Consider the following 21830-nt stretch of genomic DNA (forward strand, 5'->3'; position numbering starts at 1 on the left):
TGCTGACAAAGCTGGCGATACTGGTGAAGTGCGGCACTGAATCGCAGGAAAGCGCCTTGAAGATGATATTGTGCTCACATTGCCACTGGATCTCGCGGCTGGAGGTGATGCCCTTGGAGTATGCGAACAGGATGATCTTTAACAGAATGGCGGGATCGTAAGCCGATCGACCACCGGCGTCATTCTGGTACTTTTCGTAGAAGGCAGACAGGTCGATATGGTCATCGATCAGGTGGTGGAGGGTAAATTCGAAGGTATTCGGCTGCAATTGCTCTTCGAAATTGATCACAACCATCGCGTCCTGGTTGTAATTGTACCGCTTGAAGTTTGGCATGGCGGGATTCCCCTTTTCGACCTGCCAATTCTATCAAAAAACACTATATTTTAAGAGTTTTTCTACAGCCAGAACGCCCGCAACAGGGGCGACCAATGCTATGCACGTTTTGTGCGAAACTGGGAGCGAAGCGAACCGCACAAAATGTGCATAGCGTTGGGCGTCCCGCGGAGGCCCGAAGGGCCGTAGCATGCTGCTTGCGCTTGTTAAGCATGTCTGTCGACTCGATAAAATGAGTAGACACACAAGGCCAAACCTACTGCAAAGAGCGTATCAACAGCTAAACCGGTTAATGCATGATTGACGTACGATTCTACAGGCTGCCATTTTTCCCATACGAAGTTTGTAATGGGGATTCCGAAAACCATTGAAAAAGTCATTATTGCTAGGCCCGCTGCGAACAATTGAGATGAGACGGTTCCCTTTCTCATTAGCAAGCCAATAGACACCAAACAGAGAGCGATGGTCGCGCCATGGCCTATTGCAGTTATTTTAATTATTTCCAACATTTTATTTTCGTATGCTTAACGCCCAGCGCAGGCGTAGCGTTGGCTATCGCTCTGCCGCTGATTGTTATGTGCGATCATTGTCACCGGACTCCGAGAAAAGCCAAGTCCGATCCTGGATGAGCATACGCAATGTGATCGGAAGAATTGCAAGCGCAACCATGACCTTCATAGAAAATGCTACCCATTTAGGCACGCCTTTTATAGCGGAATATATTGCGATAATCCAAAATACAACTAAAACTACGTAGAAATATGGAGAATCCAACAACGAAAACATCAAATTTCCACGTATATGGGCTGAGCTAGCACCCGCAGCACCACCCCAAGATACAAAAGGAATCATTAAACCAAAGGTGAAGCCTGTGGCGAGTACGCAGTAAATAAATGCTTTCGCAACAACCTCTGACTTACTCGGTTTATATTTCACCACCACCTCACATAACAGTTTATTCAAAGGACGCGTCTCTATATCTCTGCATCCGGCAACAGCGTCTGGTCGATTGAATCGAATAGAACCCTTTTAAATCAATAGCTTATATAAAGATCAAAGTTATTCGACCAGAAATATCAAGACGCGTCTATATATCGTCAGTTATACAGGCGGCATCACTTGATCTTGGCTGCGGGACATTGCTCGCCCGGCGCATTATTGGCGCCGGGCGCCTCCACTGTTATCGGTTCAACAACCCTTTAACCGCCTGCGGCAAATCCGCCGGCAAAATCACATTCTTCGCATTGTCGGACTGGGAAAGCTCCGATAGCGCGCTGATATACCGTTCACCCAGCAGGTACATCACCGGCATTTCCTGTTCGCCGATGGCGGAGGAGACGCGCTCGATGGCCTCGCGGCTGGCGTCGGCCAGGACAACCTGGGCCTTGGCGTCGCGCTTGGAGGCTTCCAGGCGGCCGTCGGCTTCCAGAATGGCGGCCTGCTTCTCGCCTTCGGCGCGGGTGACGGTGGCGCGGCGCTGGCGTTCGGCGGCGGCCTGCTCTTCCATGGCGGTCTGCATGGTCTGGGACGGGTTGATGTCCTGGATCTCGACGGTCTTGAGGTTAATGCCCCAGTCGGCGATATCGTCAGAGATGCCTTCCTTGAGCTTGGCCTTGATCAGGTCGCGGGAGGAAAGCGCCGAGTCCAGGGACATCTCACCGATAATGGAGCGCAGTGCGGTCTGCACCAGGTTCTGGATGGCAATCTCGTAGTCCTCCACCCCGTACACCGCCTTCTCCGGCGAGACGATATTGATATAGGCCACGGCGTTGGCAATGATGGTGGCGTTGTCCTGGGTGATTACTTCCTGCGAGGGAATATCCAGCACGATGTCCTTGGTGGTGACCTTGTAGGGCACCTGGTCGACATAGGGGATGACCACGTTCATACCGGGTGTGAGCGTGCGGTGGTATTTACCCAGCCGCTGCACGATGTGCTTGGAACCCTGCGGCACGATTCGCACGCCCTTGGCGATGGTGATGACCACCAGTGCCACCAGCGCCAGTACTACATATAAACCTTCCACTTCCTGTTTCCCTCCCCGGGGTATAAAAAATTAATCGATGTTTGTTGTTGGTATTGGTTGTTCTCGACAGGGCAGCGCGCTCAGTGGCGGGTGACCATCAGCGCATTACCGGAAATATCGGTCACCCGCACGCGGTCGCCAATGGCAACTTCCTCGGTACAGATAAAGATCCATTCGTCCTCCCCCAGGATCGGCGCGGGGAATTTCAGCCGGCCGCGTCCCGTGCCAGTGTTGGGTTCCAGCACCAGGCCCACCTGCCCCACCAGGGCCTCATAGGCCATGCCGGCGGTGGTGCGGTCTTTCCAGCGGGGCTTGATGCTCTTGACCCAGATCACCACCAGCGCGATCGAGGCGAATGCCCACAGGATCAGTTGCAGGGTAAAGGGCATATCCACTGCCAGGGTGAGTACCCCCATCAGCAGGGCGGCCAGTCCGAACCAGAACAGGACAAACCCGGAGACAAAGATCTCCGCGGTCACCAGCAGCAGGCCCAGTACCAGCCAGTGCCAATAAGCGATATGCGTGTTCAGCCACTCCAGCATGACGTTGTTCTTCTCTTTGGCGTGATTTGTGCCACAGAGTATGCCAAAAAGTGCCTCTCTTGGGATGGAGTTTCGCCGGGGCGACAGGAACGGCAGGTCCGGATGCCCGACAGGGCGCCGGGGCCAGTTGATGGGGGCGGATCAGGGCCTGGTGAGGGGCAGGCCAGGATTACAGGGTCGGCTTCTTCCCCGTGAACAACTCGCCGGCGAGCGCGTCTATCTCCCGGCGCAATACCCCCATGCGGTGATTGGCCAGGTCAAGCAGCGGGATCAGCTCGCCGGAGAACTCGCCGCTGCGTGGCGCCAGCAGGCTGCACAGCAGGTGCAGGTCGCGCCAGTCCCCCAGCGCCCGGGAAAGAGCCGTAAGTGGCTTGCGCCGCGGGGCCAGCTGTTTGTATTTCTTTTCCAGCAGGCGGGTGTGGTACCAGTGGTCCTTCACCCGCTTGCGGAAATCGTGGAAGGTTGCGGCGCTCTCCTCGGCGAAGGCCTGGTCCATGGCCTTGCGGGCGCGCTGGTAGTAATCGCGGTAGCCGCGCCTGGCGTGCTTCCAGGCCAGTTTGTCCACAGGCCAGTCATCAATCCGCGCGCCGCCCTGTTGCAGCATTTCGCCGGCTTCGGCGATGGCGTCCGGGTCGGCATGCTGGTCGGCGCGCCGGTCGAGGAAATCGCGCACCTCGTCGAATTCCCCGGCGGGCGCAATTTTCAGGAATATGTCGCGCATGGATATGGCATCGCGGCTGCCCGACAGCGCATTGGCCAGGGTGCGGTAGTGGGCGTTCTCGTAGCGGTAGAGGTTGTCGGTATCCCTGCGCACTAACCGCAGCAGCGCGCGCAGTTTCTTGCAGTGCTTGCGCACCTCGTGCACGGCCTCCTCGGCCGGGAGTTCCTGCAGGGCCGCCTGCGCGGCGGCCACCTCGGCATGGGCCACCTTGCGCAGCGCCTCCGGCAACGGCTTTTTTTGGTCCAGCTTGTAGCCCATGGCTGTGTCCCGTCGCCGATTCCCCGTGCACAAGTTTAGCCAGCGGCGGTGCCGTCGCGGCCGCGCCAATGTACAATGCCGCCATAGTTTGGCTTAGCAGGCAGAAGATGAAGGATCGCAAGACCACCCACTTCGGTTACCAGGAAGTCCCGGTGGACGAGAAGGCCGGCCGTGTGGCCGACGTGTTCCACTCGGTGGCGGCGCGCTACGACGTCATGAACGACCTGATGTCCGGCGGCGTGCACCGGCTGTGGAAGCGCCTCACCATCGAGATGTCCGCCGCCCGCGCGGGCCAGACGATCCTGGATATCGCCGGCGGCACCGGCGACCTGACGGCGCGTTTTTCCCGTATCGTCGGTCCCGAGGGCACCGTGGTGCTGGCGGATATCAACGAGTCCATGCTCCGCGTGGGCCGCGACCGCCTGCTGGACCGGGGTATCGCCGGCAATGTGGAGGCGGTGCAGGCCGACGCCCAGTACCTGCCGTTCCCCGACAACACCTTCGACTGCATCACCATCGCCTTCGGCCTGCGTAACGTCACCGACAAGGACCTGGCGCTGCGCTCCATGCTGCGCGTGCTGAAGCCCGGTGGGCGCCTGCTGGTGCTGGAGTTCTCCAAGCCGGAGTCGAAGCTGCTGGAGAAGGTCTACGACCAGTACTCCTTCCGCCTGCTACCGTTCATGGGCAAGCTGGTGGCCAACGACGCCGACAGCTACCGCTACCTGGCGGAGAGCATCCGCATGCACCCGGACCAGGAAACCCTCAAGCAGATGATGGCCGACGCCGGCTTCGTCGACTGCGAGTACCACAACATGACCGGGGGTATCGTCGCCCTGCACAAGGGCATCAAGCCCTGAGGCATTCCGTGGATACATCCCTGTAGGCTTGCCGGCGAGGACCCCGGCCGCTGCGCGCACTCGCGGCGCCAGCGGCCCCTCCCGGCGACAGTAAGGACAACAGCTGCGGGCATCGCACCCTCGCATGGGTTTTCGCTGCCCGATACGGACTATGACTGACCCCACATTGCGCGCTGGCTTTGATGCCGCGCTGGAAACTGCCATCAACGCCGCCCTGCGCTACGACCCGGGCACCCGCGCGCGCCTGGCGCAGCTCGACGGTCGCGCCCTGGCCCTGGATATCACCGTGCCGCCGCTGCCGCTGGTGCTGTGTATCGAGGGCGACCAGGTCAGCGTGCGCCACTACTGGGACGGCGAAATCTCCACCCGCCTGCGCGGCTCCGCCATCGCCATGTTGCGCCTGCTGCGCGACGAAGACGCCACCCCGGCGGGCCTGGGCGTGACGGTGACCGGCTCCAGTGCGCTGCTGGCGGAACTGCAATCCATCCTGCAGGACCTGGATATCGACTGGGAGGCGCCGCTGGCGCGGCTGCTGGGGGACGTCCCGGCCCACACCATCGGCGAGGCCCTGCGCACTGCCGGCCAGTGGCTGCGCGACAGCATCGAGCAGGCTCCCCAGGCTGCCGCCGAGGCGGTGAGCGAGGAATGGCGCCTGACCCCGCCGCGGGCGCAGTTCGAGGCGTTCGTCGAGGATGTGGCCGAGCTGGCGCTGGCAACCGACCGGCTGGAGGCACGGGTGGCGCTGCTGAAGGAAAAACTGGCTGCGCGGGGGGACGACTGACCGTGCCGTTGAAGCGCAGTTTTACCATCGCGCGGGTTTTCGTCCGCTACCGCCTGGATACCCTGCTGCCGGCCGAGCGCCGGCCCCTGTGGCTGCGGGTGCTGTGGTCGCCACTGGCGCTGCTGCCGGCACCGAAGGCCGCCCGCGGCGAGCGCCTGCGCCGGGCGCTGGAGCAGCTGGGGCCGATTTTCGTCAAGTTCGGCCAGCTGCTATCCACGCGGCCCGACCTGTTGCCGCCGGATATGGTGGAGGAGCTCGACCACCTGCAGGACAACGTCGCGCCCTACCCGGTGGACCAGTGCGTCGCCCTGATCGAGGAGCAGCTGGAGGCGAAGGTCGACGACCTGTTCGCCGAGTTCGAGCGGCAGCCGCTGGCCTCCGCCTCGGTGGCCCAGGTGCACGGCGCGCGCCTGTTCGATCGCGACGGCAAGCCCGGCGCCGCGGTGGTAGTGAAAGTGTTGCGCCCCGGGATCGAGAACGTGATCGAGCAGGACCTGCGCCTGCTGCGCGTAATCGCCGGCTGGGTGCGCAGGCTCGGCCCGGAGGGGCGCCGCCTGCGCCCGGTGGAGGTGGTGGACGACTACCGCCACACCATCGAGGGCGAGCTGGACCTGGTGCGCGAGGGCGCCAATGCCACCCAGCTCAAGCGTAACTTCGCCCACTCGCCGCTGCTCTACGTACCCGAGGTTCACTGGGACTATACCCGCGAGAAGGTGCTGGTACTGGAGCGCATCGACGGTATCCCGGTGACCGACCTGCAGCAGCTGCGCGCCCAGGGCACCAATATGCCGCTGCTGGCCGAGCGCGGCGTGGAGATCTTCTTCAAGCAGGTGTTCGAGCACAACTTCTTCCACGCCGACATGCACCCGGGCAATATCTTCGTCTCGCGGCAGAAGCCGGAAAAGCCCCAGTACATCGCCATCGACACCGCGATCGTGGGCAGCCTCAGCCGCGAGGACCAGTACTACCTGGCCCGCAACCTGCTGGCCATGTTCAGGCGCGACTATCGCATGGTGGCGGAGCTGCATGTGCAGAGCGGCTGGGTGCGCGCCGATACCCCCATCAATACCTTCGAGGCGGCGATCCGCGCCGTGTGCGAGCCGATTTTCGAAAAACCCCTGGGGGAGATTTCCTTCGCCCGGGTGCTGATCAGCCTGTTCCAGACCGCGCGTCGTTTTGACATGACAGTGCAGCCGCAACTGGTGCTGCTGCAGAAGACCCTGCTCAATATCGAGGGCCTGGGCCGGCAGCTTTATCCGGAACTGGATCTGTGGAAGACTGCCCATCCATTCCTCGAGGGCTGGATGCGCGACCGGGTCCACCCGCGCACCATCTGGCGCGAGGTGCAGCGCTACGGGCCCGAGTGGCTGGAGAAATTCCCGCAGCTGCCGCAGCTGTTCTACTCCGCGCTGGAGCAGTCCCGCGAGGTGGCGCCACGGCTCGAGTCGATCGGCGATGAACTGGCGCAGACCCGCCGCCGCGGGCGCCGCAGCTACCTGCGCCGGGTGGCCGGCGTGGTGCTGGCGGCCGGTGCCGCCGCCCTGGCGGCGCCGCAACTGGCGGCCCAGTTGCCGCCGGCGGGCTGGGCGCTGGCCCTGGGTGCCGCAGTGCTACTTTTGTGGCCCTGAGGGGACCAGTGCGCAGACCTACAATAGAACGGTAAAGACAGGAAGGTACCTTGAGCGAAATCGGCGACAGCGGGATACTCGACCAGGTCAGCTGGAACGGCGACGGCCTGGTGCCGGCCATTGCCCAGGATTTCAAGAGTGGCCGCGTACTGATGATGGCGTGGATGAATCGTGAATCCCTGCAGCTCACCATCGACGAGGGGCGTGCCGTCTACTGGTCACGCTCGCGCGGTAAACTGTGGCGCAAGGGCGAGTCCTCCGGCCATGTGCAGGCCGTGCGCGAAATCCGGCTCGACTGCGATGGCGACACGGTGTTGCTGGTGGTGGAGCAGCAGGGTGGCATCGCCTGTCACACCGGCCGCACCAGCTGTTTTTACCGCGTGCTCGATAATGGCGAGTGGCAAACGCGTGAACCGGTGATCAAGCAACCGGAAAGTATTTACAAGTGAGCGACCATGAGTGACCTGCTGCAAGAACTGGACGCCGTACTGGAAAGCCGCAAACAGGACGCCGATGCCGGCAGTTCCTACGTGGCCAGCCTGCACGCGAAGGGCCTGAACAAGATCCTGGAAAAGGTGGGTGAGGAAGCCACCGAGGTGATCCTGGCCGCCAAGGATGCGGAGCATGGCGGCGATCGCGAGGCAATGATCGCCGAGACTGCCGACCTGTGGTTCCATTCCCTGGTGATGCTGTCGCACCTGGGCGCGGATTCCCGGGATGTGCTGCGCGAGCTCGCGCGGCGGTTCGGCCTCTCGGGGCTGGAGGAGAAGGCCGCACGGGGCGCGCAGCCATAACCGGGACAACCCATCTGGATGCGCAGGGAATAGAATAAGCAAAGGGGCGGCGATGGCGCCGCCCACCACAAAAACCCGCACCGGAACACCTGGCCCGGTTGCAAAGTGATTATCAGGAGAAAGTTATGGGTTTTGGCGGTATTAGTATCTGGCAGTTGCTGATTGTTCTGGTAATCGTGTTGCTGCTGTTCGGCACCAAGCGCCTGAAAAACCTCGGCGGTGACCTGGGCGGGGCCATCAAGGGCTTCAAGAAGGCGATCAAGGACGAGGACAAGAAGGACGAGGAGTTCGAGGACGAGACCGGGGAGCCCGGTCGCCTGGGTGAGGACGAGAAGAAGCCCTCCACCACCGGTGAATCCGTCAAGGACAAAGACAACCAATCCCAGCACAAGTAACGGGAGCGCCGGCGCGTGTTTGATATCGGCTTCTTTGAACTCCTGCTGGTGGGCGTTGTGGGCTTGCTGGTAGTGGGACCCGAGCGCCTGCCGGATGCGGTGCGCACCACCGCGCGCTGGTGGTCGGGCTTCAAGCGCACGCTGCAGAGCGCCAAGGACGAGCTGGAGCGCGAGGTGGGCGCCGATGAAATCCGCCGCGAGCTGCACAACGAGCGCATCATGCGCGAGCTGGAGGAGAGCCGTCGCGAGGTAGAGCAGGCCATCGCCGAGCCGGCCGAATCCATTGCCGGCGATATTGCGGCAGAACCCGCGGCGGAAGGCACCCGGCACGGGGAGCCGGCAGCGCACGATCCGGCCCATCCCAGCGCGGACGCGGAAGACTACCTGCCCGAGCAGGACGAGGACGCCGAGGACCTGCAGGACCCGGAGTACCCCGAGCACTGGCACGATTATGGCGATCCGGACCTGGTCGAGGACCACCCGGACAACCTGGCCAGGCTGGAGCAGGAAGCGGCGGAGGAAGCCGCTGCAGAAGCGGAAGCCGCCAAGGGCAAGGGTAAAGATAACCATTCATGAGCGAGCAACAGAACCAGCCTTTTATCGACCACCTGATCGAGCTGCGCGACCGCCTGCTGAAAGTCTTCATGGTGGTGGTGGTGTTATTCGCCTGTATGGTGCCCTTCGCCGCGGAGATCTACGATTACGTGGCCGAGCCGCTGCAGGCGCGCCTCACCGAGGGCGGTGCTGGCATGATTGCCACCGAGGTCACGTCCACCTTCCTGACACCTTTCAAGACCACGTTTGTGCTGGCGTTTTTTATCTCGGTGCCGTTTGTGCTGTACCAGGCCTGGGCCTTCATCGCGCCGGGCCTGTACAAAAACGAGAAGCGCCTGGCCGTGCCGCTGCTGGTGAGCAGTATCGTGCTGTTCTACGCCGGCATGGCTTTCGCCTATTACGTGGTGTTCCCGATCCTGTTCGATTTCTTTGTCAGCTCCGCGCACGCCGACATCAAGGTAATGCCGGATATACGCGCATACCTGGACCTGGTGCTGAAACTGTTTTTCGCCTTCGGCTTCGCATTCGAGATTCCCATCGCCACCCTGCTGCTGATCTGGAGCGGCGCGGTGGACGCCAAAACCCTGGCCAGTAAGCGGCCCTATGTGATTGTCGGCTGCTTCCTGGTCGGGATGCTGTTGACCCCGCCGGATGTCATCTCCCAGTCACTGCTGGCGGTGCCCATGTGGCTGCTGTTCGAGGTAGGCATCTTCTTCGGCCGCTGGATCAAGGCCCGTGACCGGGAAGAGCATGCCTGAGGCGGGCCACGCCAACACCCGTGTTCCCGCCGGGGCAGCCCGCGCTGCCCCCCGCTCCCCACTTATTGTTCTCCTGCTTGCGCTGGCCCTCGTGCTGTCCTGGCGCCCGGCACTGGCGGGGCAGGAATGCGTGATCCTGCTGCACGGCCTGACCAAGGACGCCAGCAGTATGGTGCCGCTGGCGCAGCGCCTCGGTGAGGCCGGTTTTCACGTGGTCAATATCGGCTACCCGTCGCGACAGAAGCCGATCCAGGAACTGGCCGCCACCGCCGTGGATGAGGGGCTGGCGCAGTGCCGGCAGGCGGGGGCGGCGCCGGTGAACTTCGTCACCCACTCCATGGGCGGACTGCTGGTCCGCTATTACTTCCAGGACCGGCCCGTCTCCGGTATCGACCGTGTGGTGATGCTGGCGCCACCCAACCAGGGCAGCCGCGTGGGTGACTGGCTGGACCATATTCCCTGGATCAAGGATGTGAACGGTCCCGCGGGCCGGCAGATGGGCACCGGCGACAACAGCCTGCCGCTGCAGATGGGCCCGGTACGCTTCGAGTTGGGGGTGATCACCGGCGATCGCAGCCTCAACCCGTTCGCCTCGGCGATCCTCGAGGGCCCGGATGATGGCCGTATCCGTGTGGAGAGTGCGAAGGTGGAGGGGATGTGCGCGTTTTACGTGGTGCCGCTGACCCACGGCGCGATCATGCGTGATGCCGAGGTGATAGAACAGTCACTGAGATTCCTGTGGCGGGGTTATTTTGTCGGTGAGTCGGCGCGTGAGTACGCCTGTGGCCACTGACGGTGCGCGGCGTTCAGTCGGGGGTGGTGCAGCCACCCAGCAGGACATTGCCGTCCTTGTCGTTGGAGGAGTAGAGCACCAGCATGCCCTCCTGTCCCTTGGTGTGCCAGCGGTAGTCCGGATAGCCCTTGTCGGCCACGAACAGCACTCCGGAGGCCGCGGGCTCCTGGTGCATGGTAATCAGCTTGTTGTCGTAAGTGAGGGTTGCTGTGGCCGGGCCCTGTGAAGGGGTCAGGTAGCGCACCGCGAGCTCCGCGCCCTGGTCACAGAGGTACGTGAGCGAGTCGACCTCGCCCCTCATGATATGGGATCCGCGGTCACAGGCGCCCACAAGCAGGGTGAGACAGGCTGACATGGCGGCGATTGCGCGGTTCATAAGAGACACTTCCGAATTCAACAACGCTGACTTTGAGCCTGTGAATCCGGAAAAATTCCACCGGCGACGCAATTACCGCCCCCGCGGTGTCTCCCGGCTCACTTGCCCTCGTTCATATTGCGCAGTGCCATGCGGGTGATAAAGGCGCCCATAAGCAGGATAAAGCCGATAATGCCCAGGCTCAGCAGGCCGGAAAAGCTGGTGAACAGGTCGATCAGTGCGTCCATTTCTGGTTCCTCGCTATCACATCTGACTGGTGGCCAGTTTATGCGGCGGCGGAGGAGTTCTATTGACCTGGATCAAGGGCGGGGCCGGTTTGGCGGGGCCTGCAGCCGGAAGTGATCAGAAAACAGTGGCTATGCTGGAGAAGACCAGCGCCGCCAGTGCCAGCAGGAACAGCTCGCGCTCCTGGCGCCAGCGGGGGACCAGGCACAGCAACGCCAGCGGCGGCAGTAATACCGCGATAAAGCCCATTGCCGGGTGCGCGCGGAAGCTCACTGCCAGCAGGCGCAGCCAGGCCAGGGCGGCGAATACGATGCCGAAAACTGTCAGTACCGCGGCGACGGGCTCCATGCCTCTGTCCTCGGTCAGGAACGACGGAAACCAGAACTAAATCGGGTATTAGTGAGTGTACATCAGGCTGCCGCGCCAACGGCCCCGTATTCCGGGGCTACCGTTTCGCCGCCGGGTTGTGCCGGCGTTGCTGGCGTTGTTTGTGTTTTCCCTGCCGCTGGCCGGTTGCGAGACCGCGTCCTATTACACCCAGGCGGCCGTGGGGCAGCTGGGCATCCTCGCCGCACGCGAGCCCCTCGAGCGGGTGATCGACGCCGGTGATACCGATGCCACACTGCAGCAGCGGCTGCGGCTGGTGCAGTCGATCCGCTGGTACGCCAGCGGCGAGCTGGGGCTGCCGGTGGGGGGCGCCTACGGGGACTACGTCAAGCTCGACAGTGACTACCCGCTGTGGAACGTACTGGCGGCGCCGGAGTTCTCCCTGGATCCCAAGCGCTGGTGTTACCCCATTGCCGGCTGCGCCAGCTACCGCGGTTATTTCGACAAGGAAGATGCCGTCGCCAAGGGGAAGCAGCTGAGCAATGAGGGGTATGACGTGTACCTGGGCCCGGTGCCCGCCTACAGCACGCTGGGCTGGTTCGACGACCCGGTGCTGTCGAGCTTCGTCAAATGGCCCGAGGATCGCCTGGCGGGGCTGCTGTTCCACGAGCTGGCTCACCGGCGGGTCTATATCGCCAACGATACGAAGTTCAACGAGAGCTTTGCCACTGCCGTCTCCCGCCTGGCACTGCCGGACTGGCGCCGGCGCCAGGGCCTGACCGGCCCGGCCCCGGACCGCACCGCCCAGGCGCAGGCAGTACGCCAGCTGATGACCACCGCCCGCAAACAGCTGGAAGATCTGTACGAGTCGGGCCTGGCCAAGGGCACCATGCGCACCCGCAAGGAGGCCGTGCTGGCGCAGCTGCGTGCCTGCTACCGGGAAATGTCAGCGGACTGGCCCAATCCCGCGCTTTACCAGGCCTATATCGACAAGACCAACAACGCCACCCTGGCGCTGGCGGCGGAATACCAGTCGCGGGTGCCGGCGTTCGAGGAGCTGTACCGGCGCTCCGGCAGCTGGGAGGCATTCTACGAGGCCACCGAGCGACTGGGCGAGCGGGACAAGGAGGAGCGGGAGCGGGAGCTGGATGCGCTGGACGCCGCCGCTCAGGTCTCCAGCAGGAACGTCACCGGGCCATCGTTCAACAGCGAGACCTGCATGTCGGCGGCGAACACACCGCTGGACACCGGCGCCAACTGGTCGCGGGCCCGCCCGACGAAGTAGTCGTACAGCTCCTCTGCCTGCTGTGGACTGGCACCGCGGCTGAAGCTGGGCCGCAGCCCCTTTGCCGTCTCGGCCACCAGGGTGAACTGGCTTACCACCAGCAGCCCTCCGCCGGCCTGCTGTACGTTCAGGTTCATGCGGCCCTCGTCATCGCCGAATACGCGGTAATGCAACACCTTGTGCAACAGCTTGTCGGCACTGGCCCGGTCATCCCGTCCCTCCACGCCCAGCAACAGCAGCAGGCCGCGATCGATAGCCCCCACCACCTCGCCGCCGACTTCGACTCTCGCATGGCTTACCCGTTGGATCAGGCCCTTCATTGCTCGCTTCTCCTGGTGCTGTGGATCGGGTTGGGGAAATACCATAGATTAAACGACTGCCTGCGCGGGCAAAACCGCAAGCAGGGTATGTGCAAACTTGAAATAGGAGTGTGGTGGCACTGGCCACCCGAATGCTACTGAACGGCAGCGGCGAGTTGCCGGCAATCCTGGAGTGCAAGTGAATAATAAAGAGCAAGGCCTGCATGCCTTTGTCACCGGGGGTACCGGCTTCCTCGGTGCCAACCTGGTCGAACAGTTACTGGCCGATGGCTGGCAGGTGACGGCGATGCATCGGGAAGGCTCTGACACCCGGTTGGTCGAGCGGGCCGGGGTCACACTGGTGCCGGCCGCCCTGGGGGACATCGACTCCCTGCGCGCGGCGGTACCGGCGGGGATCGACGCGCTATTCCATGTGGCCGCCAATACCAATATGTGGCGGGGTGGCAACGCACAGCAATGGCGGGACAATGTGGTGGGGTCGGCCAACATCGCCCGGGTGGCGCGGGAGAAGGGAGTGGGCCGTATGGTGGTGACCAGCTCCATTTCCGCCTATGGCTACCACCGCGAGAAAATCACCGAGGCGAGCCCGCAGCTGGCGGATGACCCGCGCCATCACTACCCGTATACCAAGAAGCGGGCCGAGCAGGTGGTGCGTGAGGAAATCGGTCGTGGACTGGATGCGCTCTTCCTGAACCCCTGCGGTATCGTCGGTAAGTACGACACCAGCAGCTGGGCACAGACTTTCTTCATGATCGCGCAGGACCGGTTGCCGGGGGTGCCGCCGGGTGCGGGTTCCTTCTGCTACGCGGGCGAGGTGGCGCGAGCGCATATCAGCGCCTGGCACCGCGGCCGCTGTGGTGAGAACTATATCCTCGCCGGCACCGATGCGACCTTCCTGGAATTCTTTGGCCAGATTGCGCGGCTGGTGGGCAAGCCGGAACCGCGGCGCACCACACCGGCCCTGGCAATCCGCGCGCTGGCCCGCTGCAACGACTGGGTTTCGCGCATCACCAGGCGCGAGCCGGCGGTGACACCGGAAAAGGCGGCAATGCTGACCCGTCGTGTGGTCGCCAGCAGTGACAGGGCGCGGCGCGAACTGGGCTACACCACTGATGTCGAACTGGGGCAGATGCTGGCCGAGAGTCGCGACTGGCTCGTTGAGCAGGGGCTGCTGCAACTCCAACAAGGGGTAATTTATGAATCGCAATAATATTGTCTTTATCCTGGTGATGACGCTGTTGGTATTGCAGCTGATCCAGCACTACTTCTTCACCGGTGCGCAGTAAATCCATAGATCACGCGTAATTGCAGCGGCGGGCCATGGCCGCGAACCCGCGTTGGCCTGGATTCACAAAACCCGGTCCCGGCAAACGCGCTTTTTTGAGACAGTAGAACCATGCAAGACCAACGCTGTGACTGGTGCCTTTCCACACCCCTGTACCAGAGGTACCACGATGAGGAATGGGGGCGCCCGGTCGTCGATGACCAGCTGCTGTTCGAGTTCCTGATCCTCGAGGGCGCGCAGGCGGGGTTATCCTGGATCACCGTGCTGAACAAGCGGGAGAATTACCGTGCGGCGTTTGACGGTTTCGATGCGGGGAAGATTGCCCGCTATACCGACAGGAAAATCGAGCAACTGCTGCAGGACCCGGGCATTATCCGCAACCGGCGCAAGGTGGAGGCAGCGGTGAAGAATGCCCGGGCTTACCTGGAGCTGCACGAGTGCGGTACCACCCTGTCGGAATTCCTCTGGCAGTTCACCGATGGGCGTGTGATCGTCAATGATTTTCGCACCCTGGCCGAGGTGCCAGCCACCACGCCGGAGTCCGATGCCATGAGCAGGGCCCTGAAAAAGGCCGGCTTCAGTTTTGTTGGTTCCACCATCATGTACGCCCATATGCAGGCCACGGGTATGGTTAATGATCACCTGCTGGGCTGCCCCGCGCGCCAGCCCTGCCTCGACGAGGCGCGGCGTAAGGGCCTGCTGTAGGCCAGGGGGCATAACGCGGGCGTGCAGTGACTGCACCGATTAACGTATGCTCCTTTTCTTGAATACTTATCCAGGGAGAGACTGATGGACTTCAACGCACTGCTGGAAGAGTACTGGCCGCAGCTGATGGCGCTGGCACTGAATCTCGGCGCGGCGATCCTGATCCTGGTCGCCACCGCGATCGCCGCCCGGCTCGCGCGCCGGGGCGTAAAGCGCCTGAGCGGTAAGCTGGATGCGCTGCTGATCCCCGTGCTCGCCAATATGGCCGCATGGACCGTGTACATTATCGGCCTGCTGATGGTGCTGGGGCGCTTCGGGGTGAATACCACCAGCGTCGTGGCCCTGCTGGGTGCGGCGGGTATCGCCGTCGGCCTGGCGCTCAAGGACACCCTGCAGAATATTGCTGCGGGCTTTATCCTGCTGGGCCTGCGTCCCTTCCGCGTCGGCGACTTTATCCAGTTCGGCGACACCCTGGGCACGGTCAAGGAAGTGGGCCTGTTTACCACCCAGCTGGATACCGTGGACGGCCTGAGTATTTCTGCCCCAAACAGCAATGTCTGGGGCCAGACCCTGACCAACTTCAGCCGCAACGCCACCCGCCGTATCGAGATCATTGCCAGCATCGCCTATGGCGACAGCATCGATAAGGGCATCGAGGTGCTGCGCCGGCTGGTGGCCGAGGAAGAGCGCCTGCTACCGGAACCCGAGCCCGCGTTTGCCGTGCGCGCGCTGGCCGACAGCTCGGTGAATCTGCATATGCGCGCCTGGACACGTACTGAAGAGTACTGGGATGTCTACTGGTCACTGATGGCCAAGCTGAAGCCGGCCCTGGAGGCGGAAGGCCTGTCGATTCCCTTCCCGCAGCGCGAGCTGCATATTGTTAACCAGGTGGCCCGGCAACCGCTGGAGAAAATCGAGCATGAGTGACTGGCTCACCATCGCCCCGCTCGACTGGGGCGGTGTCCTGACCGCCATGCTGTGCGCGGGAGCCATCGGCCTGGAGCGACAGTTGCGCGGTAAACCGGTCGGTATCCGTACCTCGATCCTGATTGTGCTGGGCACCTATGCCTTCACCGCTCTGGCGGTATCACTGGGAGGCGGGCCCGACCGGGCGCGAGTACTGGGGCAGGTCATTACCGGTATCGGTTTCCTCGGCGCCGGCGTGATGCTGGCGCGCGACGGTGTGGTGGTGGGAGTCACCTCCGCGGCCACCATCTGGGTCCAGGCGGCCATAGGCACCCTGATTGGTTTCGGCGCGCCGGGCACTGCGGTGGTCCTGGCCGGGCTGGTGCTGTTCGTGCTCCTCGGGGTGGATATTCTGGAAGAATATTCGTCCCTGTTTACCCGCGGTGTGCATACCCGCTACCGGCGCTGGCGCCGCCGGCGGACGATCGCCGGTGAGGCCGAACCCGGCGACGGCTGAGCGGAGGGCTCGTCAGCCTGCCGTACGGGGCCGGGAGCCTGCCTGAAAATAACCTGTCCTGCGTCGACTACGATGCCAAAGCATGGCAAAGTATTGGGCGTTTTTCTGTTTAAAAATTAACCGAGGCAAAGAGATGCGAAGCAATCTGAACAGCCCATTTATTCCCAGCCTGCTGGCGCTGGCGATCCTTTCCGGGTGCCAGGGGGAAGACCCGAACCAGGCCGCCGATGCCGCACAACAGGCGCAGAGCGCCCAGGTGTCCGAGGCCGCGGCCCCCGCCGGTGACAAGGCGACCGACCCGGCGGCGGAAACAGCGCGCCTGACCGAGTGGCTGGATGAGCGCTTCGAGGAGGAGCTCCAGTTCAGCCCCATGCAGCTCAGCTACCTGGGCCGCAAGGAACTCTACGACCAGATTGACGATATGAGCCTGGCCGCCAGTGAGCGCGAGCTGGAATGGAAGGCCAAGACCGTCGAGGAGCTGAAGGAAAAGTTCGACTACGACAGCCTGAGCACTGCCGGCAAGGAATCCTACGACCTGTGGATTTTCCAGTACGAGCAGGCCAAGGCCAACAAGCCCTTCTGGAACCACGCCTACTTCGCCAGCGAACTGTACGGCCCCGAGGCCTCCCTGCCCACCTTCCTGATCAACCAGCACAAGGTGGACACGGTCGAGGACATGGATGCCTACATCGCCCGTATCGGCGGTGTCTCCCGTGCCCTGGGCCAGCTGCTGGAGCGCGCCCAGCTCTCCGCCAGCAAGGATATCCGCCCGCCGCAGTTCGCCTACGACCTGGCGATCAAGCGCGCCAACAATGTCATCACCGGCCAGCCCTTCGCTGGCGAGGAAGATGCGCCTCTGTTTGCGGACGCCAAAGGCAAGATCGAGGGCCTGAAAGAAGCCGGCAAGATCGATGACGAAAAAGCGTCGGCGCTGCTGGACCAGGTGGAAAGCGCCCTGAAAGAAGAGTTCAAGCCGTCCTACGATGCCTACATAGCCTGGCTGGAAAAAGACCGCGTTAATGCCGATGAGGAACCGCAGGGTGTTTCCAGCCTGCCCGACGGTGATGCCTACTACAACAACCGCCTGGCCTATTACACCACCCTGCCGCTGACGGCAGACGAGGTACACCAGATCGGCCTGGACGAGGTGGCGCGGATCCGCAAGGAAATGGAGGGAATCAAGGAGCAGGTGAACTTCGACGGCAACCTGCAGGAGTTCTTCACCTTTATCCGCACCGACGACCAGTTCTACTACCCGAACACCGATGAGGGGCGCGAGGGTTACCTGGAAGAGACCCGTGGCTTCCTCGCCGATATCAAGGAGAAACTGCCGGAGTACTTCGGCATCCTGCCCAAGGCGGACCTGGTGGTGAAGCGCGTCGAGCCCTTCCGTGAAGTGCCGGGCGGTGCGCAGCACTACCAATCCGGTACCCCGGACGGCTCGCGCCCGGGTGTTTACTATGTGCACATGGCCGATATGAGCGCGTTGTCCACCACTGACATGGAAACCGTGACCTATCACGAGGGCAGCCCCGGTCACCATATGCAGATCTCCATCGCCCAGGAGCTGGAAGGTATCCCGCAATTCCGCACCCAGGCCCACTTTACCCCGTATATCGAGGGTTGGGCGCTGTATTCCGAGACACTCTCCAAGGAAATGGGCCAGTTCGAGGATCCCTACAAGGACTTCGGCCGCCTGACCGCGGAAATGTGGCGCGCGATTCGCCTGGTGGTGGATACCGGTATGCACTCCAAGGGCTGGAGCCAGGACCAGGCGGTGGAATACTTCCTGGAAAACTCTGCCATCCCGGAAGGCGCAGTGCGCTCCGAAGTGCGCCGCTACCTGACCCTGCCGGGCCAGGCCACTTCCTACAAGATCGGCATGCTGAAGATCCAGGAGCTGCGCGAGAAAGCGAAGCAGGAGCTTGGCGACAAGTTCGATATCCGGGGCTTCCACGACACCGTGCTTGGTGGTGGCGCGCTGCCCCTGCCGATGCTGGAGGAGCGTGTAAATCGCTGGATCGAGGAAACCAAGGGCAGCTGATCTTGCCGCCGTTCCCTGTCGTATAGGCAGGCACGGTAACAAAGGATCCAGTTGATCCAGGAGCCGGGCAACGCCCGGCTTTTTTTGTACCCGGCGATTACCGGCCCGCTTTGTGTTCTTGCCGTGGGGGCAGTAGCATCGGGCCAATAGAAAAAATGACGGTGAGGAGTACACCATGACAGACCTGCTGAACGCGGTGCGGAGACTGGCCCGCACGCTCGCCCTGTGTGGGGCCTTTGCCACAGCCGCCAATGCTGCGGAAGTTGTCGAGGAAAACGTGCAATCAGAGGAGCATGGTTTCCGGATCGTGAAACTGGCAGGGGGATTCAAGCATCCCTGGGGTGTCGCACAACTGCCCGACGGACGTTTCCTGGTGACTGAGCGCGGCGGTCGCCTGGCGCTGGTGGACGGTGATGAGGTCAGCTACATCGATGGCGTGCCGGAAGTCTCGGCCATGGGCCAGGGTGGCTTACTGGACGTAGTGCTGCACCCAGGATACGGCGACGGTGAGCACGACTGGGTGTACATGACTTTCTCCAAGCCCGGCGACGACGGCACCGCGACCGCGCTGGCCCGTGCGCGGCTGGGTGACGGCGCCCTGGTCGATGTCAAAGAGCTCTTTGTGCAGGACCGCTTCTCTTCCCCGGGCCGCCACTACGGCTCCCGGCTGGCCTGGCGCAAGGATGGCACCCTGTTGATGACCATTGGCGACCGTGGTGTGGACCGCTCCCGCGCTCAGGATATCAATGACCACGCCGGCAGTGTGCTGCGCCTGACCGAGACCGGTGGCGCGCCAGCCGATAATCCCTTTGCCGGGAAGGAAGAAGGCCACGATGAAATCTTCAGCTACGGCAACCGCAATATCCAGGGGCTGGCAGTGGGTGCCGATGGCCGAATCTGGGCCAGCGAGCATGCGGCCCGCACCGGGGACGAGCTGAACCTGATCGAGCCCGGCGTAAACTACGGTTGGCCGGAGGCCACCCGCAGCAAGGAATACAGCTCGAAGGCGCCGATTGGCAAGGCCAGCATGCCCGGCATGCGCGAGGCGCGGCATATCTACAGCGGTCGCTTTGCCCCCTCGGGCCTGGCGGCTGTGGACAGTGATCGTTTCCCCAGGTGGCGCGGCAATCTACTGGCCGGCGGCCTGGGCAGTGAAAAACTGCTGCGTGTGGTGCTGCAGGGTGACGATGTGCAGTCCACCGAGACCCTGATTGAAGGTGAACTGGGCCGTATCCGCGATGTACGCCAGGGCCGGGATGGCTATATTTACCTGCTGAACGACCTGCCCGACGGCGGCCTCTTTCGTCTCGAGCCGGTAGAGAACTGAGCCCGTGCTGAACCTGGAGAAACTCCCCATGAAGAAAATGGCAAAAATATTCCCGCTGTTTTGTCTCGGGCTGGTATTCCTGCTTGGCGATATTGCCGCCGTGCAGGCGGAGCCGACCGAGGTGGTGGTGCGTGCCCGGGCCAAGGACGCAAAGTTTATTGGCTCGTCGATCGGTGGCGCCTCGGTAAGGATCCGTGATGCCGAGAGCGGCACCATCCTGGCTGAAGGCATAACCAGCGGCAGTACCGGTAATACCGACACCATCATGCGCCAGCCACATTCCCGCTACCAGGAGATAGGCGAAGGGGCCGCGGCCTTCCGCGCCGAACTGGATATCGAGGAGCCGGTATTCGTCACCATTGAGGTACTGGCGCCCTATATCAAGAAGCAGGCGCGGGTGCTTGCCTCCACCCAGACCTGGCTGGTGCCTGGCAAGTCGATTGACGGTGACGGGCTGGTGATCGAGATTCCCGGCATGGTAGTGGACATTCTCAGCCCGCAGACCCATCGCTATACCACCATGGCAGAAGCCCCGTTCGAGATTCGCGCCAATGTGGTAATGATGTGTGGTTGCCCGATTAGCGATGGGGGACTCTGGGACGGCAGCAAGATGGAGGTAGCGGCGCTGGTCAAGAAAGACGGCAAGGCCTACCGGACTATTCCGTTGGCGATGACCGATACTGACAATACTTTTGCCGCTTCCCTGGCCCCCGAAGAACCGGGTGTTTACGAATTACTGGTCTATGCATTCGACGAGCGTACCGGTAATACCGGCGTGGACCGGGTGAGCTTTATCGTGCGCGAATAAACCGCACTGCCCACCCGTGTGCAAAAAAGTTTGTGCGCGGGTGGCCCCCCACTATGTTACGGCCCCCACCTCCCTCTTCCGCCAGCAACAGCTTGACAACAAAACGCCGGAACCATTAAGTTTTGCGCCCGCTGAACAGGCACCGTGTTCCCTGCCCTGCGCAATGCAGGGTAATTCACACTGGTGCAGCGAGTCCATCCATGGGACCCGTCACCACCTGGTGGTTGCTGCCCACTGCGGCAGGCCGTTCAGGCCACATTTCCCCGACAAAATACCGCATGGTGTTTGCCCATCCGGGACAATATGTGCACTGATAGAATTAATCACAGGAGGAAGAATGCCTATGACTGGTGATCTGTACCCTTCGCGCATTGGCGGCAGGGAACAAATCATCCCCCGACAGGATCCGGTGGTTTTCCATGATCAGGCGCCGGATACCAGTAATCCCCTCAATCAGATGCAGCTGGCCCAGTACGAAAAAAACGGTTATCTGGTTTTTCCGGATTTTATGCCCGAAATGGTAGAACCGCTGCAGGAAGAAGTGGTGCGAATGCAGCATTCACTGGCGGGTCGTGAAGAGCTTGTGTTTGAACCCCAGGGCAAGGAACTCCGCACAATCTTCAATCCCTGCCGCTTCAGCTCAGTGGCGAACGAATTTTTCCGGCATCCGAAAGTGCTGCCCATGGTGCAGCAGCTGCTTGGCTCAGATGTCTACTTGATGCAATCGCGGGTTAATAACAAGCCGGCCTATACCGGCAGATCGTTTGCCTGGCACTCGGATTTTGAAACCTGGCACGTGGAGGATGGCATGCCGCGTATGCGGGCACTTACCGCGTGGATCATGCTCAGTGAAAACCACGACCACAACGGCCCACTCTATGTAATCCCGGGCTCCCACCACCTGTTTATCTCCTGCAGGGGCCGGACCGGCAGGGACAACTATAAAACTTCCCTGCGACAACAGAAACTCGGCGTGCCACAGCCTGATACCATGAATGAAATTCTTCGCGACCGGGAAATTCGCGCCATCACGGGCCGGCCCGGTACGCTGGTGATCCATGAATGCAACCTCCTGCATGGTTCCCCCGACAATATTTCCAGCAATCCGCGACAAGTGATGATGTGCGTCTACAACAGCGTACATAACCGGCCTCGCGCGCCATTTGGTGGGCAGGAACCGCGCCCGGACTTTCTCAGTAACCGGGACACGGCGCCGGTGAACCTCGCTGCCTGATCCCGGACTGGCCACAAACGGGTCGATAG

Annotated in this window: 27 protein-coding genes; 18 read left to right on the forward strand and 9 right to left on the reverse strand. The window is 62.1% G+C overall.

Features of this window, described 5'->3' with window-relative positions:
* From ACH6CX_RS11995 to ACH6CX_RS12015, 5 genes are all read right to left on the reverse strand, one after another.
* Positions 1-334, reverse strand: a 334-nt coding sequence (locus ACH6CX_RS11995) for a transposase (RefSeq protein WP_396675469.1), incomplete at its 3' end; no start/stop codon positions are given.
* Positions 335-907: 573 nt separating this feature from the next.
* The gene (locus ACH6CX_RS12000) at positions 908-1297 is read right to left on the reverse strand and encodes a hypothetical protein (protein ID WP_396675470.1); all 390 of its coding nucleotides are present in this window, start codon (positions 1295-1297) and stop codon (positions 908-910) included.
* Between the two features lie 217 nt (positions 1298-1514).
* Complete coding sequence (locus ACH6CX_RS12005) at positions 1515-2360, reverse strand: SPFH domain-containing protein (protein ID WP_232940124.1); 846 nt, start codon at positions 2358-2360, stop codon at positions 1515-1517.
* An 80-nt stretch (positions 2361-2440) separates the two neighbouring features.
* Positions 2441-2902 carry an NfeD family protein gene (locus ACH6CX_RS12010; RefSeq protein ID WP_334078403.1) on the reverse strand — a complete coding sequence of 154 codons (462 nt, stop codon included), beginning with the start codon at positions 2900-2902 and terminating at the stop codon, positions 2441-2443.
* Between the two features lie 169 nt (positions 2903-3071).
* Entirely contained in the window at positions 3072-3881 is an 810-nt protein-coding gene (locus ACH6CX_RS12015; RefSeq protein ID WP_334078404.1) for a CHAD domain-containing protein, read from the reverse strand.
* A gap of 107 nt (positions 3882-3988) precedes the next feature.
* Between ACH6CX_RS12015 and ubiE the strand changes: the two genes are divergently transcribed.
* The 9 genes from ubiE (at position 3989) to ACH6CX_RS12060 (ending at position 10442) form a co-directional block, all read left to right on the forward strand.
* Entirely contained in the window at positions 3989-4738 is a 750-nt protein-coding gene (ubiE, locus tag ACH6CX_RS12020) for a bifunctional demethylmenaquinone methyltransferase/2-methoxy-6-polyprenyl-1,4-benzoquinol methylase UbiE (RefSeq protein ID WP_232940121.1), read from the forward strand.
* Between the two features lie 151 nt (positions 4739-4889).
* Positions 4890-5519, forward strand: coding sequence for an SCP2 sterol-binding domain-containing protein (locus ACH6CX_RS12025; RefSeq protein ID WP_334078405.1), 630 nt, complete (start codon positions 4890-4892; stop codon positions 5517-5519).
* Between the two features lie 2 nt (positions 5520-5521).
* Positions 5522-7147 (forward strand): ubiquinone biosynthesis regulatory protein kinase UbiB, encoded by a 1626-nt coding sequence (gene ubiB, locus ACH6CX_RS12030; RefSeq protein WP_232940119.1) that lies wholly within the window; start codon positions 5522-5524, stop codon positions 7145-7147.
* A gap of 59 nt (positions 7148-7206) precedes the next feature.
* Positions 7207-7596, forward strand: a complete 390-nt coding sequence (gene hisI, locus ACH6CX_RS12035) for a phosphoribosyl-AMP cyclohydrolase (RefSeq protein WP_237062498.1) — start codon at positions 7207-7209, stop codon at positions 7594-7596.
* Positions 7597-7602: 6 nt separating this feature from the next.
* Positions 7603-7941, forward strand: coding sequence for a phosphoribosyl-ATP diphosphatase (locus ACH6CX_RS12040; protein ID WP_232940117.1), 339 nt, complete (start codon positions 7603-7605; stop codon positions 7939-7941).
* A 125-nt stretch (positions 7942-8066) separates the two neighbouring features.
* Complete coding sequence (tatA, locus tag ACH6CX_RS12045) at positions 8067-8336, forward strand: twin-arginine translocase TatA/TatE family subunit (protein WP_334078406.1); 270 nt, start codon at positions 8067-8069, stop codon at positions 8334-8336.
* Between the two features lie 15 nt (positions 8337-8351).
* Complete coding sequence (gene tatB, locus ACH6CX_RS12050; protein WP_232940114.1) at positions 8352-8912, forward strand: Sec-independent protein translocase protein TatB; 561 nt, start codon at positions 8352-8354, stop codon at positions 8910-8912.
* Entirely contained in the window at positions 8909-9649 is a 741-nt protein-coding gene (tatC, locus tag ACH6CX_RS12055; protein ID WP_232940113.1) for a twin-arginine translocase subunit TatC, read from the forward strand. The genes tatB and tatC overlap by 4 nt, the downstream gene beginning before the upstream one ends.
* A complete protein-coding gene (locus ACH6CX_RS12060) occupies positions 9642-10442 on the forward strand; it encodes a triacylglycerol lipase (protein WP_232940112.1) in 801 nt (266 codons plus the stop codon). The genes tatC and ACH6CX_RS12060 overlap by 8 nt, the downstream gene beginning before the upstream one ends.
* A 13-nt stretch (positions 10443-10455) precedes the next feature.
* Here the strand turns inward: ACH6CX_RS12060 and ACH6CX_RS12065 are convergent, their stop codons facing one another.
* The 3 genes from ACH6CX_RS12065 to ACH6CX_RS12075 all read right to left on the reverse strand — a co-directional run bounded on the left by ACH6CX_RS12065 (position 10456) and on the right by ACH6CX_RS12075 (position 11391).
* Positions 10456-10818 (reverse strand): MliC family protein, encoded by a 363-nt coding sequence (locus tag ACH6CX_RS12065; RefSeq protein ID WP_334078407.1) that lies wholly within the window; start codon positions 10816-10818, stop codon positions 10456-10458.
* A 98-nt stretch (positions 10819-10916) separates the two neighbouring features.
* Positions 10917-11045 (reverse strand): DUF3149 domain-containing protein, encoded by a 129-nt coding sequence (locus tag ACH6CX_RS12070; protein ID WP_232940110.1) that lies wholly within the window; start codon positions 11043-11045, stop codon positions 10917-10919.
* Positions 11046-11160: 115 nt separating this feature from the next.
* Positions 11161-11391, reverse strand: coding sequence for a hypothetical protein (locus ACH6CX_RS12075; protein WP_232940109.1), 231 nt, complete (start codon positions 11389-11391; stop codon positions 11161-11163).
* Between the two features lie 55 nt (positions 11392-11446).
* On the opposite strand from ACH6CX_RS12075, the gene ACH6CX_RS12080 reads away from it, so the two are divergent.
* Complete coding sequence (locus ACH6CX_RS12080) at positions 11447-12655, forward strand: aminopeptidase (protein WP_232940108.1); 1209 nt, start codon at positions 11447-11449, stop codon at positions 12653-12655.
* Here the strand turns inward: ACH6CX_RS12080 and dtd are convergent.
* On the reverse strand, positions 12538-12975 hold the full coding sequence (gene dtd / locus ACH6CX_RS12085; protein WP_232940107.1) for a D-aminoacyl-tRNA deacylase: 438 nt from the start codon (positions 12973-12975) through the stop codon (positions 12538-12540). The two genes, ACH6CX_RS12080 and dtd, sit on opposite strands and share 118 nt — an antisense overlap.
* A gap of 178 nt (positions 12976-13153) precedes the next feature.
* Between dtd and ACH6CX_RS12090 the strand changes: the two genes are divergently transcribed.
* The 8 genes from ACH6CX_RS12090 to ACH6CX_RS12125 all read left to right on the forward strand — a co-directional run bounded on the left by ACH6CX_RS12090 (position 13154) and on the right by ACH6CX_RS12125 (position 21801).
* Positions 13154-14185, forward strand: a complete 1032-nt coding sequence (locus tag ACH6CX_RS12090; RefSeq protein WP_396675471.1) for an SDR family oxidoreductase — start codon at positions 13154-13156, stop codon at positions 14183-14185.
* Between the two features lie 186 nt (positions 14186-14371).
* Entirely contained in the window at positions 14372-14965 is a 594-nt protein-coding gene (locus tag ACH6CX_RS12095; RefSeq protein ID WP_334078409.1) for a DNA-3-methyladenine glycosylase I, read from the forward strand.
* Positions 14966-15049: 84 nt separating this feature from the next.
* The gene (locus ACH6CX_RS12100; protein ID WP_237062078.1) at positions 15050-15892 is read left to right on the forward strand and encodes a mechanosensitive ion channel family protein; all 843 of its coding nucleotides are present in this window, start codon (positions 15050-15052) and stop codon (positions 15890-15892) included.
* Positions 15885-16388, forward strand: a complete 504-nt coding sequence (locus ACH6CX_RS12105) for an MgtC/SapB family protein (RefSeq protein WP_232940103.1) — start codon at positions 15885-15887, stop codon at positions 16386-16388. Before ACH6CX_RS12100 ends, ACH6CX_RS12105 begins: the two co-directional genes overlap by 8 nt.
* Positions 16389-16521: 133 nt before the next feature.
* Positions 16522-18432, forward strand: a complete 1911-nt coding sequence (locus ACH6CX_RS12110) for a DUF885 domain-containing protein (protein WP_396675472.1) — start codon at positions 16522-16524, stop codon at positions 18430-18432.
* 175 nt (positions 18433-18607) lie between these two features.
* Positions 18608-19759: a PQQ-dependent sugar dehydrogenase gene (locus tag ACH6CX_RS12115; protein WP_396675473.1), complete on the forward strand. Its 1152-nt coding sequence runs from the start codon at positions 18608-18610 to the stop codon at positions 19757-19759.
* A 28-nt stretch (positions 19760-19787) separates the two neighbouring features.
* The gene (locus ACH6CX_RS12120) at positions 19788-20567 is read left to right on the forward strand and encodes a hypothetical protein (protein WP_334078411.1); all 780 of its coding nucleotides are present in this window, start codon (positions 19788-19790) and stop codon (positions 20565-20567) included.
* 220 nt (positions 20568-20787) lie between these two features.
* Positions 20788-21801, forward strand: coding sequence for a phytanoyl-CoA dioxygenase family protein (locus tag ACH6CX_RS12125; protein ID WP_396675474.1), 1014 nt, complete (start codon positions 20788-20790; stop codon positions 21799-21801).
* The last annotated feature ends 29 nt before the right edge of the window (positions 21802-21830 follow it).

This window comes from Microbulbifer sp. JSM ZJ756 (genome assembly GCF_044383805.1).
Taxonomy (GTDB): domain Bacteria; phylum Pseudomonadota; class Gammaproteobacteria; order Pseudomonadales; family Cellvibrionaceae; genus Microbulbifer; species Microbulbifer zhoushanensis.